The 15,053-nt window shown below is 68.7% G+C and carries 15 protein-coding genes; 6 read left to right on the top strand and 9 right to left on the bottom strand.

The features are described from left to right. Positions 1-5: 5 nt before the first annotated feature. The 6 genes from E6C76_RS02510 (at position 6) to E6C76_RS02485 (ending at position 6,149) form a co-directional block, all read left to right on the top strand. Positions 6-476 (top strand): HAD family hydrolase, encoded by a 471-nt coding sequence (locus E6C76_RS02510; RefSeq protein ID WP_136346678.1) that lies wholly within the window; start codon positions 6-8, stop codon positions 474-476. 144 nt (positions 477-620) lie between these two features. Beyond that, positions 621-2,213: an ABC transporter substrate-binding protein gene (locus tag E6C76_RS02505; RefSeq protein WP_136346677.1), complete on the top strand. Its 1,593-nt coding sequence runs from the start codon at positions 621-623 to the stop codon at positions 2,211-2,213. Between the two features lie 24 nt (positions 2,214-2,237). Continuing rightward, positions 2,238-3,218 (top strand): ABC transporter permease, encoded by a 981-nt coding sequence (locus E6C76_RS02500; protein ID WP_136346676.1) that lies wholly within the window; start codon positions 2,238-2,240, stop codon positions 3,216-3,218. After that, entirely contained in the window at positions 3,215-4,120 is a 906-nt protein-coding gene (locus E6C76_RS02495) for an ABC transporter permease (protein WP_136346675.1), read from the top strand. Before E6C76_RS02500 ends, E6C76_RS02495 begins: the two co-directional genes overlap by 4 nt. Next, the gene (locus E6C76_RS02490; RefSeq protein WP_136346674.1) at positions 4,117-5,163 is read left to right on the top strand and encodes an ABC transporter ATP-binding protein; all 1,047 of its coding nucleotides are present in this window, start codon (positions 4,117-4,119) and stop codon (positions 5,161-5,163) included. The genes E6C76_RS02495 and E6C76_RS02490 overlap by 4 nt, the downstream gene beginning before the upstream one ends. After that, the gene (locus E6C76_RS02485) at positions 5,160-6,149 is read left to right on the top strand and encodes an ABC transporter ATP-binding protein (RefSeq protein ID WP_136346673.1); all 990 of its coding nucleotides are present in this window, start codon (positions 5,160-5,162) and stop codon (positions 6,147-6,149) included. The genes E6C76_RS02490 and E6C76_RS02485 overlap by 4 nt, the downstream gene beginning before the upstream one ends. A gap of 63 nt (positions 6,150-6,212) precedes the next feature. Here the strand turns inward: E6C76_RS02485 and E6C76_RS02480 are convergent, their stop codons facing one another. The 9 genes from E6C76_RS02480 to E6C76_RS02440 all read right to left on the bottom strand — a co-directional run bounded on the left by E6C76_RS02480 (position 6,213) and on the right by E6C76_RS02440 (position 14,832). After that, a complete protein-coding gene (locus E6C76_RS02480; RefSeq protein ID WP_136346672.1) occupies positions 6,213-6,827 on the bottom strand; it encodes a hypothetical protein in 615 nt (204 codons plus the stop codon). Continuing rightward, complete coding sequence (locus E6C76_RS02475; protein ID WP_168734213.1) at positions 6,824-7,693, bottom strand: nucleotidyl transferase AbiEii/AbiGii toxin family protein; 870 nt, start codon at positions 7,691-7,693, stop codon at positions 6,824-6,826. The genes E6C76_RS02480 and E6C76_RS02475 overlap by 4 nt, the downstream gene beginning before the upstream one ends. A 94-nt stretch (positions 7,694-7,787) precedes the next feature. Then, positions 7,788-8,198: an ExbD/TolR family protein gene (locus E6C76_RS02470; protein WP_136346670.1), complete on the bottom strand. Its 411-nt coding sequence runs from the start codon at positions 8,196-8,198 to the stop codon at positions 7,788-7,790. Next, positions 8,195-8,899 carry a MotA/TolQ/ExbB proton channel family protein gene (locus E6C76_RS02465; protein WP_136346669.1) on the bottom strand — a complete coding sequence of 235 codons (705 nt, stop codon included), beginning with the start codon at positions 8,897-8,899 and terminating at the stop codon, positions 8,195-8,197. Before E6C76_RS02465 ends, E6C76_RS02470 begins: the two co-directional genes overlap by 4 nt. A 2-nt stretch (positions 8,900-8,901) precedes the next feature. Beyond that, the gene (locus tag E6C76_RS02460; protein ID WP_136346668.1) at positions 8,902-9,666 is read right to left on the bottom strand and encodes an energy transducer TonB; all 765 of its coding nucleotides are present in this window, start codon (positions 9,664-9,666) and stop codon (positions 8,902-8,904) included. After that, a complete protein-coding gene (locus E6C76_RS02455; RefSeq protein WP_230976135.1) occupies positions 9,663-11,441 on the bottom strand; it encodes an ABC transporter ATP-binding protein/permease in 1,779 nt (592 codons plus the stop codon). Before E6C76_RS02455 ends, E6C76_RS02460 begins: the two co-directional genes overlap by 4 nt. Then, positions 11,428-13,599, bottom strand: coding sequence for a TonB-dependent siderophore receptor (locus E6C76_RS02450; RefSeq protein WP_136346667.1), 2,172 nt, complete (start codon positions 13,597-13,599; stop codon positions 11,428-11,430). Before E6C76_RS02450 ends, E6C76_RS02455 begins: the two co-directional genes overlap by 14 nt. Positions 13,600-13,707: 108 nt before the next feature. Further along, positions 13,708-14,175 (bottom strand): heavy metal-responsive transcriptional regulator, encoded by a 468-nt coding sequence (locus tag E6C76_RS02445; protein ID WP_136346666.1) that lies wholly within the window; start codon positions 14,173-14,175, stop codon positions 13,708-13,710. Between the two features lie 264 nt (positions 14,176-14,439). Then, entirely contained in the window at positions 14,440-14,832 is a 393-nt protein-coding gene (locus E6C76_RS02440; RefSeq protein WP_168734212.1) for a DUF2946 domain-containing protein, read from the bottom strand. Between the last annotated feature and the right edge of the window lie 221 nt (positions 14,833-15,053).

The following is a 15,053-nucleotide window of genomic DNA, read 5'->3' as shown; positions in this document are numbered from 1 at the left end:
AAATCATGATCGCCATCGACATCCCCGGCTTCGGCCGCCTCGAACTGCGCCACCTGGTCTCCGACTACAACGGCACGCTGGCCGTCGACGGCCACTTGCTGCCCGGCGTGGCCGAACTGCTCACCCGGCTGGCCGCCGACCTCGACGTGCATGTGATCACCGCCGACACCTTCGGGCTGGCGCGCGCGCAACTGGCGAACCTGCCCGTGCGGCTGGTCATCGCGCCGCTGGAATCGCAGGCCGAGACCAAGCTGCGCTACGTCGAGGAACTGGGTGCCGGCACGCTGGCGGCCATCGGCAACGGCCGCAACGACCACAGCATGGTCGGCGCCGCGGCGCTGGGCATCGCGCTGATCCAGCGCGAGGGCGGCTCGACGGCCACGGTGAATGGCGCGCACATCGTTTGCACGAACGTCGTGGATGCGCTGGAATTGTTGCTTCATCCGAAACGGCTGATCGCCACACTGCGCTCCTGAAGCGTCCGCGCCGCCTCGGCACGCACGGGCATAAGCAATCCAATATTTCATCGTTCCGTCCGCTGGCACCGGCGGCGGACAATGCGGAACGCATCGCGGCGCACCTCGTCCGCGCCTTTCCCGCATCCGCCAGGAGGTTCATCCATGCCCCAGCACACGTCATCTCCCCGCCGTTCGCCCCGCCTCCCGCGCCTGCTGCTCGGCGCCCTGCTGGCCGGCGCCCTGCTGCCCGCCTGGGCCGCCGACCTGCGCATCGGCCTGTCGTCCGACGTCACCTCGCTGGACCCGCATTTCGTCAACATCGCGCCGAACATCGCCTTTTCCGACCACATCTTCGACACCCTGGTGAAATCCGACGCCAAGGGCAAACTGGTGCCGGGGCTGGCGGAAAGCTGGCGCGCGCTGTCGCCGACCACCTGGGAATTCAAGCTGCGCCAGGGCGTGGTGTTCTCCGACGGCACGCCGCTGACCGCCGAGGACGTGGTGTTCTCCCTCGACCGCCCGGCCACCATCCAGAACAGCCCGGGCCCGTTCACCAGCTACACCAACCAGATCGTCAAGAAGGAAGCCATCGACGCGCACACCGTGCATCTGCACACCGCGTCGGCCTACGGCCCGCTGCCGCTGGACCTGATCTCGATCTACGTGGTGTCGAAGAAGGCCGCCGAAAACGCCACAACCGAGGACTTCAACACCGGCAAGGCGCTGATCGGCACCGGCCCGTTCAAGTTCGCCGCCTTCCGCAAGGGCGAAAGCATCGAGGTCACCCGCAACGAGCGCCACTGGGGCAAGCGGCCGGAGTGGGACAAGGTCAGCTTCCGCATTCTCGCCTCCGGCGCGCCGCGCCTGTCCGCGCTGCTGGCCGGCGACGTGGACGTGATCGAGAACGTGCCCGCCGCCGACCTCGCCAGGCTCAAGACCAACAGCCAGGTCACGCTGGCCCAGCACACCACCTGGCGCACGCTGTTCTGGCAGCTCGACCAGTTCCGCGACCAGAGCCCCTTCGTCACCGACCACGCCGGCAAGCCACTGGACAAGAACCCGCTGAAGGACCTGCGCGTGCGCCAGGCCATCTCCAAGGCCATCAACCGCCAGGCGCTGGTGGATCGCAGCCTGGAAGGGCTGGCGGTGCCGGCCTCCAACATCAACGCGCCGGGCATCTTCGGCTACAACGACGCCATCAAGGTCGATGCCTACGACCCCGAAGGGGCCAGGAAGCTGCTCGCCGAGGCCGGCTACCCGGACGGCTTCTCGCTCACCATCCACGGCACCAACAACCGCTACATCAACGACGAGCAGGTGGTGCAGACGGTGGCGCAGTTCCTCAACCGCGTCGGCATCCGCACCAAGGTGGATACCCAGCCGGTGGCCACCTACTTCGGCAAGGCGCGCGCGCACGAATACAGCTTCGCCCTGCTCGGCTGGGGCTCGCTGGCGGCGGACTTCACCCTGCGCTCCATCGCCGGCACGCCCAACCCGGACACCGGCTGGGGCACCTGGAACTGGGGCAAGTACAGCAACCCGAAGGTGGATGAACTGGTGGCCGGCGCGCTGGCGGCGGTGGAACCGGCCGAGCGCGAACGCCTCGCCCGCGAAGCGGCCGGCGTGGCATTGACCGACCTGGCGGTGATCCCCTCGCACCACCAGCTCGCCACCTGGGCGCTGCGCAAGGGCTTCGCCTACGACGGACGCATCGACGAGTTCACCTTTGCGCACGAGATCCGCAGCGTGCGCTGAGCGCCCCACGGCCGGAACCCGCGCATGACCCTGTTCCTGCTGCGCCGCCTGCTGCAGACCGTCAACGTGCTGTTCATCATGTCGCTGCTGGTGTTCGTCGGCATCTACGCCGTCGGCAACCCGCTCGACATGCTGGTGGACCCGCAGGCCACGCGGGCCGACGTGGCCCGCGTGGCCGCCGCGCTGGGGCTGGACCAGCCGGTGTGGGTGCAGTACGGGCGCTTTCTCGCCAACGCGCTGCGCGGCGACCTGGGCAACTCCTTCCTGCACGGCACGCCGGCGCTGCAGCTGATCCTGCAGCGCCTGCCGGCCACGCTGGAACTGGCCGTGAGCGCCCTGCTGATCGCCGTGCTGCTGGGCATTCCGCTCGGCCTGTGGGCCGGGCTGCGGCCGGATTCGGCCAGCGGCAAGACCATCATGGCCGGCTCCATCCTGGGTTTTTCGCTGCCCACCTTCTGGGTCGGGCTGATGCTGATCATGGTGTTCTCGGTCTACCTCGGCTGGCTGCCCTCCGGCGGGCGCGGGCCGACGCGCGAAGTCCTCGGGATGCACTGGTCGCTGCTCGGCGCCGAGGGCTGGCGCCACGTGCTGCTGCCGGCGCTCAACCTGGCGCTGTTCAAGCTCGCCCTGGTGATCCGCCTGACCCAGAGCGGCACGCGCGAGGCGCTGCTACAGGACTACGTGCGCTTCGCCCGCGCCAAGGGGCTGGCGCCCCGGCGCATCGTCGGCGTGCATGTGCTGAAGAACATCATGATTCCGGTGATCACCGTGGTCGGCCTGGAGTTCGGCACGCTGATCGCCTTTTCGGTGGTCACCGAATCCATCTTCGCCTGGCCGGGCATCGGCAAGCTGCTGCTCGATTCCATCACCCTGCTCGACCGCCCGGTGGTGGTGGCCTACCTGCTGTTGATCGTGCTGATCTACACCCTGATCAGCCTGGTGGTGGATGTGCTCTATGCGGCGCTCGACCCGCGCGTGCGCCTCGCCGGGGGGCAGGCGGCATGACGGGTGGCGTTTCGCACACCGACGCCGCCGGCGGCTGGCGCGCGCTCGCCCGCGCGTATGCCGGCAGCCCGCTGGCGCTCGGCGGGCTGGCACTGCTGCTCGCCATCGTGCTGGCCGCGCTGGCCGCGCCGTGGATCGCCCCGCAGGACCCCTACGACCTCGCCCGCCTGGACATCATGGATTCCCGCCTGCCGCCGGGCAGCCTCAGCGCCGACGGTTCGCTGACCTATCTGCTGGGCACCGACGGCCAGGGCCGCGACATGCTCTCCGCCATTCTCTACGGCCTGCGCATCAGCGTCGCGGTGGGCTTCGCCGCCACGCTGCTGGCGCTGGCCCTGGGCATGTCGCTGGGGCTGGCGGCGGGCTACGCGGGCGGACGCACGGACGCCCTGGTGATGCGCGCGGTGGACATCCAGATGTCCTTCCCCGCCATCCTCACCGCGATGATCCTGCTGGCGCTGTTCGGCCAGGGCACGGACAAGATCGTCATCGCCCTGGTGGCCTCGCAATGGGCCTACTACGCGCGCACCACGCGCGGCGCGGCGCTGGTGGAAGGCCGCCGGGAATACATCGAGGCGGCGCGCCTGCTCGGCCTGTCCACGCCGCGCATCCTGTTCCGCCACCTGCTGCCCAACTGCCTGCCGCCGCTCATCGTGGTGGCCGCGCTGCAGGTGGCGGCGGCCATCGCGCTGGAAGCCACGCTGTCCTTCCTCGGCCTGGGCCTGCCGGTCACCGAGCCCTCGCTGGGCCTGCTGATCGCCAACGGCTTCCAGTACCTGTACTCCGGGCGCTACTGGATGAGCGTGTTCCCCGGCGTGGCCCTGCTGCTCACCATCGTCGCGCTCAACCTGGTCGCCGACCGTCTGCGCGAGGTGCTCAACCCGCGCCTGAGGCCGCAATGAGCACGCCCGCCGCCCAAGACCTGCAAACCCTGCTGCGCGTCGAACGCCTCACCACGCGCTTTCGCACGCGCGGCGGCGACGTGACGGCGGTGAACGAACTGAGCTTCGAACTGGCGGCCGGCGAAATCCTCGGGCTGGTGGGCGAATCCGGCTCCGGCAAGTCGATGACCGGCTATTCGCTGCTCGACCTGGTCGACCCGCCCGGCTACATCGCCGGCGGCTCGGTGCGCCTGCGCGGCCGCGAACTGCGCGGCCTGCCGGCGAAGGACTGGCAGGCCCTGCGCGGCGACCGCATCGCGATGATCTTCCAGGACCCCATGCTGACCCTCAACCCGGTGCTGCGCATCGACACCCAGATGGTCGAAACCGTGCTCGCCCACCGCCGCCTCACGCGCGCCGAGGCGCTGCACCGCGCGCACGCCGCGCTGGTGCGCGTCGGCATCCCCGCCGCGGGCGAACGCCTGCGCAGCTATCCGCACCAGCTTTCCGGCGGCATGCGCCAGCGCGTGGCCATCGCCATCGCGCTGTTGAACGAACCGGACCTGATCATCGCCGACGAACCCACCACCGCGCTCGACGTCACCATCCAGGCGCAGATCCTGTACGAAATGCAGACCCTGTGCCGCGAGGCCGGCGCCGGGCTGATCTGGATCACCCACGACCTGTCGGTGGTCGCCGGGCTGGCCGACCGCGTGTGCGTGATGTACGCCGGGCGCATCGTCGAACAGGGCAGCACCGCGCAGGTGCTGGAAAGCCCGGCCCACCCCTACACGCGCGGCCTGCTCGATTCCACCCCGGCCGCCGCGCTGGCGCGCGGGCACCGGCGCGGCGAAGCGCTGCGCCCGATTCCCGGCGCCGCGCCGCCGCTGGCGGCCCTGCCGGCCGGCTGTGCCTTTCATCCGCGCTGCGCGCGCGCCGATGAACAGTGCCTGCCCCCCCCCCCGCAGGCCGAACCGGCCAGCGGGCAACGCGCGCTGTGCTGGCATCCGCTGCCCCCGGGCGCGGCCCTGTCCGGCCCGGCCGCAAGCCTGGAGGCGCCATGAACACGCCGCCGCTGCTCGCCCTGCGCGGCATCCACAAGCACTTCGGCCCGCGCCCGGACTGGCTCGAACGCCTCGGCATGCATCTGGGCTGGCTGCCCCCGCCCGCGCGCGTGCAGGCGCTGGACGGCGTCGATGTGGAGATCGGCGCGGGCGAGGTGCTCGGCCTGGTCGGCGAATCCGGCAGCGGCAAATCGACGCTCGGCCGGGTCGCCGCCGGCCTGCTGCGGCCCGAGCACGGCCGCCGCCTGTGGCGCGGCGCAGAGATCGACGCCACGCCGGTGGCCGCGCACGGCATCCAGATGGTCTTCCAGGACCCTTCCGCCTCGCTGAACCCGCGCATGCGGGTGGGCGAACTGATCGCCGAGGCGCCGCGCACGCACGGGCTGATCACCCGCGCCGCACAGGCGGAATACGTTGCCGGGCTGCTGCATCAGGTCGGGCTGGACGCGGGCGCCGCGGGGCGCTTTGCGCACCAGTTCTCCGGCGGCCAGCGCGCGCGCATCGGCATCGCCCGCGCGCTGGCGGTGAAGCCCGCGCTGCTGGTCTGCGACGAACCGGTCGCCGCGCTGGACGTGTCGGTGCAGGCGCAGGTGCTCAACCTGTTCGGCGAACTGCGCGGCCGCCTCGGCCTGACCTATCTGTTCATCAGCCACGACCTCGGCGTGGTGCGCCACCTGTGCGACCGCGTCGCCATCCTGTACCTGGGCCGCGTCGTGGAACTCGCCCCGGCGGACGAACTGTTCGCCGCGCCGGCCCACCCCTACACCCAGGCCCTGCTGGCCGACACCCCGACGCTCAAGGCGGAGAAGAAGCACTTCGTCGCCATTCGCGGCGAACTGCCCTCGCCGCTCGCCCCGCCCCCCGGCTGCCATTTCCACCCGCGCTGCCCGCGGGCTTTCGCGCGCTGCCGCGAAGAACGCCCGGCGCTGCGCGAGATCGCCCCCGGGCGCCACGCGGCCTGCCACCTGCACGAAGCGGCCGGCTGAAGGCGGCTTGCCGCCGGCACCCGCGGCAAGGGATCAACGTCGGGCGACAGGTAATTTTCCGGGTCAGCGGGATGCGACGGCCTGTTCCTGAAGGGAGCGGCAAGCCATCCCAAAGGCTGTACAGGCAGCTTGCCAGTCCGCTTCGTCCTGCTCGCCGATCTCGTCCCAGTCGATGTCATCGGGCCACAAGCCGCATTTTCCCCAGCCGTGGGTGCGCAGCATGTCAGCCAGTGCCCAGGACGGGCGCAGCACGGGCAGACCCAAGGCACGGTCGCCCTGGATGCCGCTGCGGGCCGCCTCGAACCACTTGGGATCGCGGGCGACGATCTCGAAGGGGGCGACGTTGAACACCGACTGCCTGGCATTCACGGCAACGCTGGGACGATGAGGCACCTGTGTCGTCCATCCGGCCTGACGCAGTGCCTCGATGCCGATGGCCACGGCAGAGGGCATGGCGGTCAGAACCGCCTTTTCCCAGTCGGGCCTCGGATTCGTCAGCAGGTTGGCATACACGTCGCTGTGTCCGCCAAGCCCCTGCACGAGTCCTCGCCGTTTCCACAGGTAGAGGTACTGGGAGGCGGCCTTGGACGTCCATTGGAAGCGGATCGTCAGATCGGCGCCACGGAAAATGGGCGGCAGACTTTGCAGCCGCACGATGGCTGAGGTTTGCTGTCTCATGGCCTTGGGATTTCATCATCGCCGGGGTACCCGGCCCCGACCTCGCGCATCGCATCAATGCCTTGCTCAAGGGCATGAATCGCAAACCGGGCCATGTCCTTCGTCATGCTTTCGGTCAAAGGCCATGACGAAGGCAACCATCGCTTGAGGTCGGTGGTGATGGCATCCCCGGCGTCGCGCAGTTCCATACGGCGTGCGAACGCTTTTTCAAGCCACGCCGACGGCGTCTCGCCGGGGTAGGTCGCAAGCCTGACGCGCAGGTCGTCTGCCGAGCACTCTCGCAGGCCGCCGTAAGTGCCAAGCCAGTGCAGGTCGAACACATCCCGGGGCTTGAGATAGGCGCGTGCCGCGAGCGCGAAGACCTTGTCGGCGAAAATTTCCGGCAGGTCGGCCGTGGGCACGAAGGTTTGCATGCCGGCGGCAGGCCCACGGGCCAGCCTCACCGGGGCAATGATGGCTTTCACGGCAGACAGTGCCGTCTCCTGGGTCTGCCACATCTCGACCTTGACCCGCACGGCACCGATCACTTCGGGGCCGCCGATGGACACAACGAAAGCATGAGGGTTGCGTCCGTCCTTGGCTTTGCCGACGGTCAGGCGCGTGTCGCCGGGAAGCCAGGCGGTGCCATCGAGGCGGGCCTGAACCGACTCGCCGATGGAATCGAGCTTGAGCGCGGAACGGACGAGGAAGTCCAGGTCTTCGCTGAACCGGGGTGAACCGTGGGCCAGATGCAGGCTGGTCCCCCCTTGGAATACGAGATCGCCCGGTTCCCAGCGTCGTGATGCCATCAAGGCGTCCAAGGTCGCAACGTGGAGCGCTTGACGCAGGTCGAATGCTTCCGTCGCCGTGAGTTGCCGTTTCGCCATGTTGAAACCCTCCATGCAGAAAATTATCTAAAAAACTTTAGATAAGTTCAATCATCATGGAAGCACAGATGAAAAATCATCTGCCGTCCTGCGATCAACCTTCCGGCAGCATGACGAAGCCGATGCGTTCCAGGCCGGCGGCGCGTGCGGCCGCCAGCGTCCGGGCAACGCGCTCGTAAGGAGTCGCCCGATCGGCGCGCAGGTGCAGTTCGGGCTGGGGGGTCGTCGCGGCCGCCGCCGACAACCTGTCCGCCAGCTCCGCATCCGCCAACGCGGCGCCGTTCCAGTGCAGGCCGCCCGCCGCGTCGATGGACAGGGCCACCACCGCCGGCCGCTCCTGCACGGGCGCGGCGGCACGCGGCAGATCGACCTCGACCGCGCGGGTCACCAGCGGCGCGGTGATCATGAAGATGATCAGCAGCACGAGCATCACGTCGATCAGCGGCACCATGTTGATCTCGTGCTGCGGAACGCCCTCAGCGCCGACTTCGCTGGAAATCTTCATGACGCGGCACGCTGCGACAAACGCGCCGGCCCGCCGCGCCGTTCCGCCTCTTCCAGCCAGGCATGCAGATCGTGCGCAAAGGACTCCAGGCGGGCCTGCTCGATGCGGTTGGCGCGGCCGAAGGCGTTGTAGGCGAGCACCGCCGGAATCGCCACGAACAGGCCGAAGGCGGTCATGATCAGCGCCTCGCCGACCGGCCCGGCAACCTTGTCGAGGGTGGCCGCGCCGGATGCCGAGATGGCCACGAGGGCATGGTAGATCCCCCACACCGTGCCGAACAGGCCGATGAACGGCGCGGTGGAACCCACCGAGGCCAACAGGGTGAGGCCCTGCTCGCGCCGTGCGGCGGCCTCTCCGGCGACCCGGCGGAAGGCCCTTGCCACGCAGTCCTCGGCGTCCGGCGTGCCCGCGCCATGCGTTTTCCACTGCTCGACGGCCGCGACCGTGCGCCCGGCCAGCTCCGCGAATACCGACCCGGCAGCCCGCCGCTCCAGGGCTTCCGCCACCTCTTCCGGCCGCCGCAGCGCCCACAGGCCTTGCAGCACCACACGCTGGCGGCTCGCGCGCAGCACGCGGTGGCCGCGCAGGGCGATCACGTACCAGCTCGCCACCGACATCGCCAGCAGGGCCGCGGCAACGACACGGATCACCGTATCGGCCTGCGCCCAGAGGTGTTGAATACCGAACGCATCCACATCCATGTTCAACCGACTCCTATCTTGAATACAACCGGCACCACCACCGTGGCCTCCACCGGGGAATCCCCCCGTTTCGCCGCGACGAAGCGCCATCTTTCCACCGCCTCGCGGGCGGCATGATCCAGCAGTTCCGAACCCGAGCTGGCGATGATTTCCACCCGGGCCGGCCTGCCTTCCTCGGTCACCAGCACCCGCAGCAGCACCTTGCCCTCCGCCCGCTGGCGGCGTGCCTTGAGCGGGTAGGCCGGGCGCGGATTGTGCAGATAGGAGGCCTCCGCGTAGGCCACCGGGCGGGCGGACTCCGCCGCCGGAACGCCTTGCGCCGCGGCGGCTGCCGGGCGCGCGGCGCTTTCGGCCGCCGGCGCGGGGCTGGCGGTGGCCGGCGACTCGTACGCGGCGGCTTCCGTGGCCTCCCGCGCCGAGGTCAGCGCGGTTTCCGCGGCCGTCTCCAGCACCTTCTCCTCGGCCTGCTTGCGGGGCTTGACCGCCGGACGCGCGGGCTCGGCGCGCGGACGCACCGCCGGCTTGCCCGGCTGCGGCGCGGGCGGCGGCTCGGCAACGGCGGACGGTTCCGGCACTTCCGCCACGGGGCCGGGTGCGTCGATCAGCGCAACGAACATGGGCTGGGGCGTATCCCCCGCCGACACCAGCCCGCTGGGCCGGCTCAACATCCACGCGCCGAGGGCGGCATGCAGGCCCAGGGCAAGCAGGAAGGCGACGGCATGCGTCGAGGAGCGCTCCCCGCCCCCTCCGCGCAAGCGCCCGGTCATGGCGCCACCACCGCCGCGCGCCCCTCGCCGAGTTCGAGGGCGTGCGTATGGAAGCGCGCCAGGCTGGTACGGTGCGCGACGCTGACGATGGCAGCGCCCGGCAAGCGCTCGATGAGCAGTTCGTACAGCCGGCTCTCGTTGCGCGGGTCGAGCGAGGACGTCGATTCGTCCAGGAACACCCAGGCCGGCTTGTGCAGCAGCAGGCGCGCAAACGCCAGACGCTGCTGCTCCCCGGGCGACAGGCGCTTGGCCCAGTTGTCGTGCACGTCCAGTTCGCCGGCCAACTCCTCCAGCCCCACCTCGCGCAACACCGCCAGGCACTCGCCGATGCCGAACCACTGCTCATCGCTCGGATAGCACAGACAGGCGCGCAGCGAGCCGACGGGCAGATAGCTCTGCTGCGGCAGGAACATTTCCCGCCCCGCCGGCATGGCGATCTCCCCGCTGCCGTGCGGCCACAGCCCGGCCAGGGCGCGCAGCAAGGTGCTCTTGCCGGCGCCGGAATGCCCGCGGATCAGCCAGCGCTCGCCGGGGGCAATGCGCCAGTCCAGCGTATCGACCAGCTGTCGGCCGTCGGGCAGACGCAGGCTCAGGCCGCGCGCCTCGATCGCAGCGGCATCCGGCTCGGGCCGGACCAGCGTCCGCGCGTCGGGCGGATGGGCCAGCACGCGTTCGAACTCCACCAGGCGCCGGTACACCGAGCGCAGCAGGGCCAGTTCCTTGTATTTATAGATGAACCATGACAGGGACACGCGCACCCGCATGAAGGCCTGCCCGAGCTGCATGTAATCGCCGAAGGTCATCTGGTGGGCGAAGTAGCGCGGCCCGACCAGCAAGGTGGGCACGATGGCGCCGACCTCGGTATAGAAGCTGTCGGCGATGGTGATGCGCTTGGTGTAGGTCATGATCTCGCGCCAATTGGCGCGGATGGCCCGGAAGGAATCGCGCAAGCGCGCTTCCTCGGCCTTTTCGCCGCGGTAGAAGGCGATCTGCTCGGCGTATTCGCGCACCCGCACCAGCAGCACGCGGAAGTCCGCCTCGCGCTGCTGCTGGGTGTAGTCGATCGTCACCATGCGGCCGCCGATCTTCTCCATCGCCCACGAGCCCGCCAGGGCGTACAGCACGGCGGCCCAGAAGATGTAGCCCGGCACCTCCAGCGTGGTGCCGCCCAAGGCCAGTGACAGCGTGCCGGACAGCCCCCAGACGATGACGGCGAAGGAGGCGAGCGTGGTGAGGTTGCTCAGCAGGCCCAGGCCGAGTTCCAGGGTGTTGCTGGCCATCAGGCGCAGGTCCTCGGCGATGCGCTGGTCGGGGTTGTCGGCCCCGTTGCCGCGTTCGAAACGATAGTAGGCCCTGCCGGAGAACCAGCGTTGCAGGAAAACGTCGGTCATCCAGTTGCGCCAGCGGATTTCCAGGTACTGCGCGGTGTAGGTGCGGCTGGCGTCGAGGACGATGCCGATCATGGCGATGATCAGCAGTTCGAGCAGGCCAAGGTAGAAGGCGTCGACGTCGTAGTTGGTCAAGGCATCGTAGAAGTCCTTTTGCCAGTAGCTGATGCGCGTGTAGCGATACACGATCAGCAGATCGAGTACGACCACCAATGCGAGCAGCCCGCGCGCCGGCCAGCGCTCCTCCGACACCCAGTAGGCGCGCGCCAGCCGCCAGGCGGCGCCCAGGCGCGCGCGCCGCGAGGCCGGCGGGACGTCCGCCGGCCTCGCGGGAAGCGGCGGCGCGGCCACCGCTGCCTGGCCGCCCATTTCCTCAGTACGTTGCACGGAGCGTCAGCGTGAAGTTGCGCGGTTCGCCGTAGAAGTTGTAGATGTTCGGAGTACCTACGGATGCGTAGTACTTGCGGTCCAGCACGTTGTTCACCAGCAGGCTCAGCGAGTAGTTTTTGTCGATCTGGTACGCGATGCGCCCGTTGACCACGCCGTAGCCGCTGTTCAGCAACTGGTCGCGCCAGCCGCGCGAACTTTGCGTCTTGCTCTGCGCCAGCAGGCCGAGACCGACGCTGAAGCCGGCCAGATCGCTATCCTGGGCGAAGCGGTAGTTGGCCCACAGCTTGAACTGGTGCTTCGGCGAGGCGATGGAGTAGTCCATCCCCTGGCTGCTGCGATCCTTCAGGTAGCGCGTGGTCAGGCGGGTGTAGCCGGCAATCAGGTCCAGGCCCGGCAGCGGCGAACCGCTGACTTCGGCCTCCCAGCCCTTGCTCTCGATCTCCCCGGCATTGAGATAAAAGCTGTCGTTCGGAGGGGTTGCAGCATAGGCGCGGTCCTTGTCGCGGATGTTGAAGGCGGCCAGCGACGCGGCGAGCTTGCCGTCGAAGAACTCGGCCTTGCCGCCCAGTTCGTACTGGTGGCCGGTGCGCGGATCCAGCGTGCCGCCGCCGAGCTTCTCCTGGGTCTGCGGCGCGAAGATGCTGGTATAGCTGCCGTACAGCGTGATGTTCTGGTTCAGATCGAAAAGCACCGCGCCGTAGGGCGTGATCTCGTTGTCGGCCTCGGCGCCGTCGCGCCATGCGGTCGGGTTCGACGGTGCCCGGTTGCGGGACTTGGCCTTGAACGTGGTGGTGCGCGCGCCCAGCACCAGGGTCAGCGGGTCTGCCACGCTCAGGCGCACTTGCGTGTAGAGACCGTGCTGTTTGGTTTCGCTCTCGCTGCCGGAGGCGTAATCGATGTCCGGTTCGATCAGGCTGCTGGTATCGCCGAAGGGAACATCGAAGAAATCGGGGCCCCAGGCGAATTTCCCCTTGCTGTTGTAGACCTCGGTGTTCCAGCCGACGAGGAAGTTGTGGGTCCGTCCGAGGAACTCGAACGGGCCACTGGCATACAGGTCCAGGCCGTCGCGGGTGTAGTCGTAGTCGCCGCGCTGGGTCCAGTAATCGACCAGGTTGGTGACCGGGTGCACGCCCGTGCCGATGAAGGCGTACTTGTAGTACTGGTTCTGCTTGCGATGATTGACCACCGCTTTGGCCACCCAGCCGTTGTCGAAGCGGTGCTCGGCGCTGGCCGTGGTTTCCTCGGTCTTGTAGCTCAGCTTGCCCCAGTCCGGCGCATGGAAGGTGGAGCGCGCCACGTCCAGCAACGGATACACGCCGTTGTCCGGGTCGGTCAGATTGCGGATGGCAGGCAGGCCGGACCACGGCGCATCCACGTCCTGGTCCTGCGCGGCGAAGGACAGCGACAGGGTGGTGCGCGGCGTGACGTCGTATTCGAAGGCGGCCAGACCCAGCCACTTCTTGCTCTGCGTGTGGTCGTAGAAATAGCGGCGGTCCTCGTTGGAAACCACCAGCCGCCCACGCAGGCTTCCGTCCTGATTCAACGGGCCGGTGACGTCCCCCGCGGCACGATAGTTGTCCCACGACCCCGCGCTCGCCTCCCAGGAAAAACCGAACTTGTCCCGCGGCCGCTTCTTGACGAAGTTGACCACGCCGCCCGGTTCGCCGGAGCCACGCAGCACACCCGCCGGTCCGCGCAGCACCTCGATACGTTCATAAGCGGCCAAGTCGAGCTGGTGCGAAGGGGTCATGCCGTTATAGGAGGGCACGCCGTCGTACATGACGCCAAGCCCGTAACCGCGGACGAAATACTGGTTGTTCACCGTATCGTTGGCGATGACGTTGACGCCGGTCACCTGGCGCATCGCCTCGGTGATGGTGACCATGTCCTGGTCTTCGATCTGCTTGCGGGTGATCACGGAGACCGACTGGGGAATCTCCCGCGCGGTGAGGGGCTCCTTGCCGCCCACCGTGACTTCGCTGACGTAGCTTCCCAGCTCCGTATCGGTCACCACCACCGGTTCGAGATAGATATCCTCCGTAGAGGACTGCCCCCAGGCGACCGAGGAAAACGCGGCGGAAACCAGGACGGCCAGCACGGCCGGACGAGGCGCGGCGCACGCGCACGCGCACGCGCAATCGAGTACTTTCTTCATGGAACATCAACCCCTTTCAATTTGTTCAAGCTACCCGCCACCGGCCGAAACGGCCCCTGACCATCCGGGCCGCCCTCGCCTGCGAGGCGGTTCGATCCAACACCCGCGCTAGGTCGCGGGCGGTTTGGCGCAGCAAGCCCGCGGCTCTGCGGCCGCCTCTTCGCGAATCCCCGTCAGGATCGGGCAGCAATCCGGCGAACCGCTGCCCGGGCAGGCTTCCACCAGCCTGGACAGCCGGTCGCGGATCGCCACCAGTTGGCCGATCTGCCGCTCGATCTCGGCCAGACGCCGGCTGGCCCGGTCCTTCACGCCCTGGACGCCGTGTTCGGCGTCGGTGGAGAAGTCGAGCAGTTCGGCGATTTCCACCAGGGTGAAACCCAGCGTCTTGGCGCTCTGGATGAAGCGCACCCGGTCGGCCGACCCACGGTCGTACTGGCGGTAGCCGGAACTGGCCCGGCGCAACGGCTCCAGCAATCCCTCGCGCTCCCAGTGGCGCAAGGTATCGACGGGCACACCGCACTCACGGGCAAGCGCACCGATGGTGAGGACTCGGGATGGAGAAGTATTCAGGCTCATGTGGTCAGCCTACGAGCCGACCGGACACCAGAGTCAAGCAACAAAAGCTGCAAAGAAAATCAGCGTTTTAGCGATATCCAGCGTTCCCGCGAGGGAGCGGGAAGAGTGTCCGGGCAAGCGGGGGTGGGACGTCGGGACGACGGCACGGCGGACGCCCGGCCTCATCGAGGGCCAGGGCGGACGGCGGACGGATCGGCCAGAAGCCTGCTTGTGCGCGCGCAAGCGCCGTTCCGAGGGAACGACGCACGGCGTTTTAGACGAGGATCAGGAAAGGGAAGGCGGGGCGCGGGGCTGGAGCGGCGCCCACGCGGACTGCGCGCGGGGAACAACGGACGGGGAACGCGCATGGACGTCTGCCGTGACGGCGGATAGCTGCCAGCCCTGGGCGACTTGCGGCAACAGCGCGAACGAACCCGCGTGCGGGCAGCAATAGGCGCATGCGTCCATGCTGCCCGCGGCATCGCCGGGGCCGTCCGTGCCGCCGGCACCGACGGCCACCTGCATCATGCCGTCGGGGGTACACACCTCCATCCACGCGCTATCGCCCCGCGCATCCGCAAGCAGCGCGCGGCTGACGGTCGGCGCAAGCGCGCCCAGCAGCACCGCGAAAATCGCGATGAGCGCGCCGGTGCGTAGTTGGAGAGCGTTGCGGAACATGGGTCGAATCACGGCGGACGATGCCTGCGCCGCCACGGAGCGGCAGCAGCGCGAAATCATAAGTCCACGATAAGCGGAATGCCAGACCCCTGCAGGCGTCTCTCGCCGGCCGCCCTGCGGGAGCAGGCCGGCGGAATGGCTGCTCGCAGCACCGCCCGGGGCGGCCCACGCACCGGCACGCCTGCCGTGCAAATTCTTTCAACGATTTGTTAAGAACTCTT

The organism is Pseudothauera nasutitermitis (assembly GCF_004801295.1).
Lineage (GTDB): Bacteria > Pseudomonadota > Gammaproteobacteria > Burkholderiales > Rhodocyclaceae > Pseudothauera > Pseudothauera nasutitermitis.
This window is presented reverse-complemented; position numbering and strand designations above follow the sequence as displayed.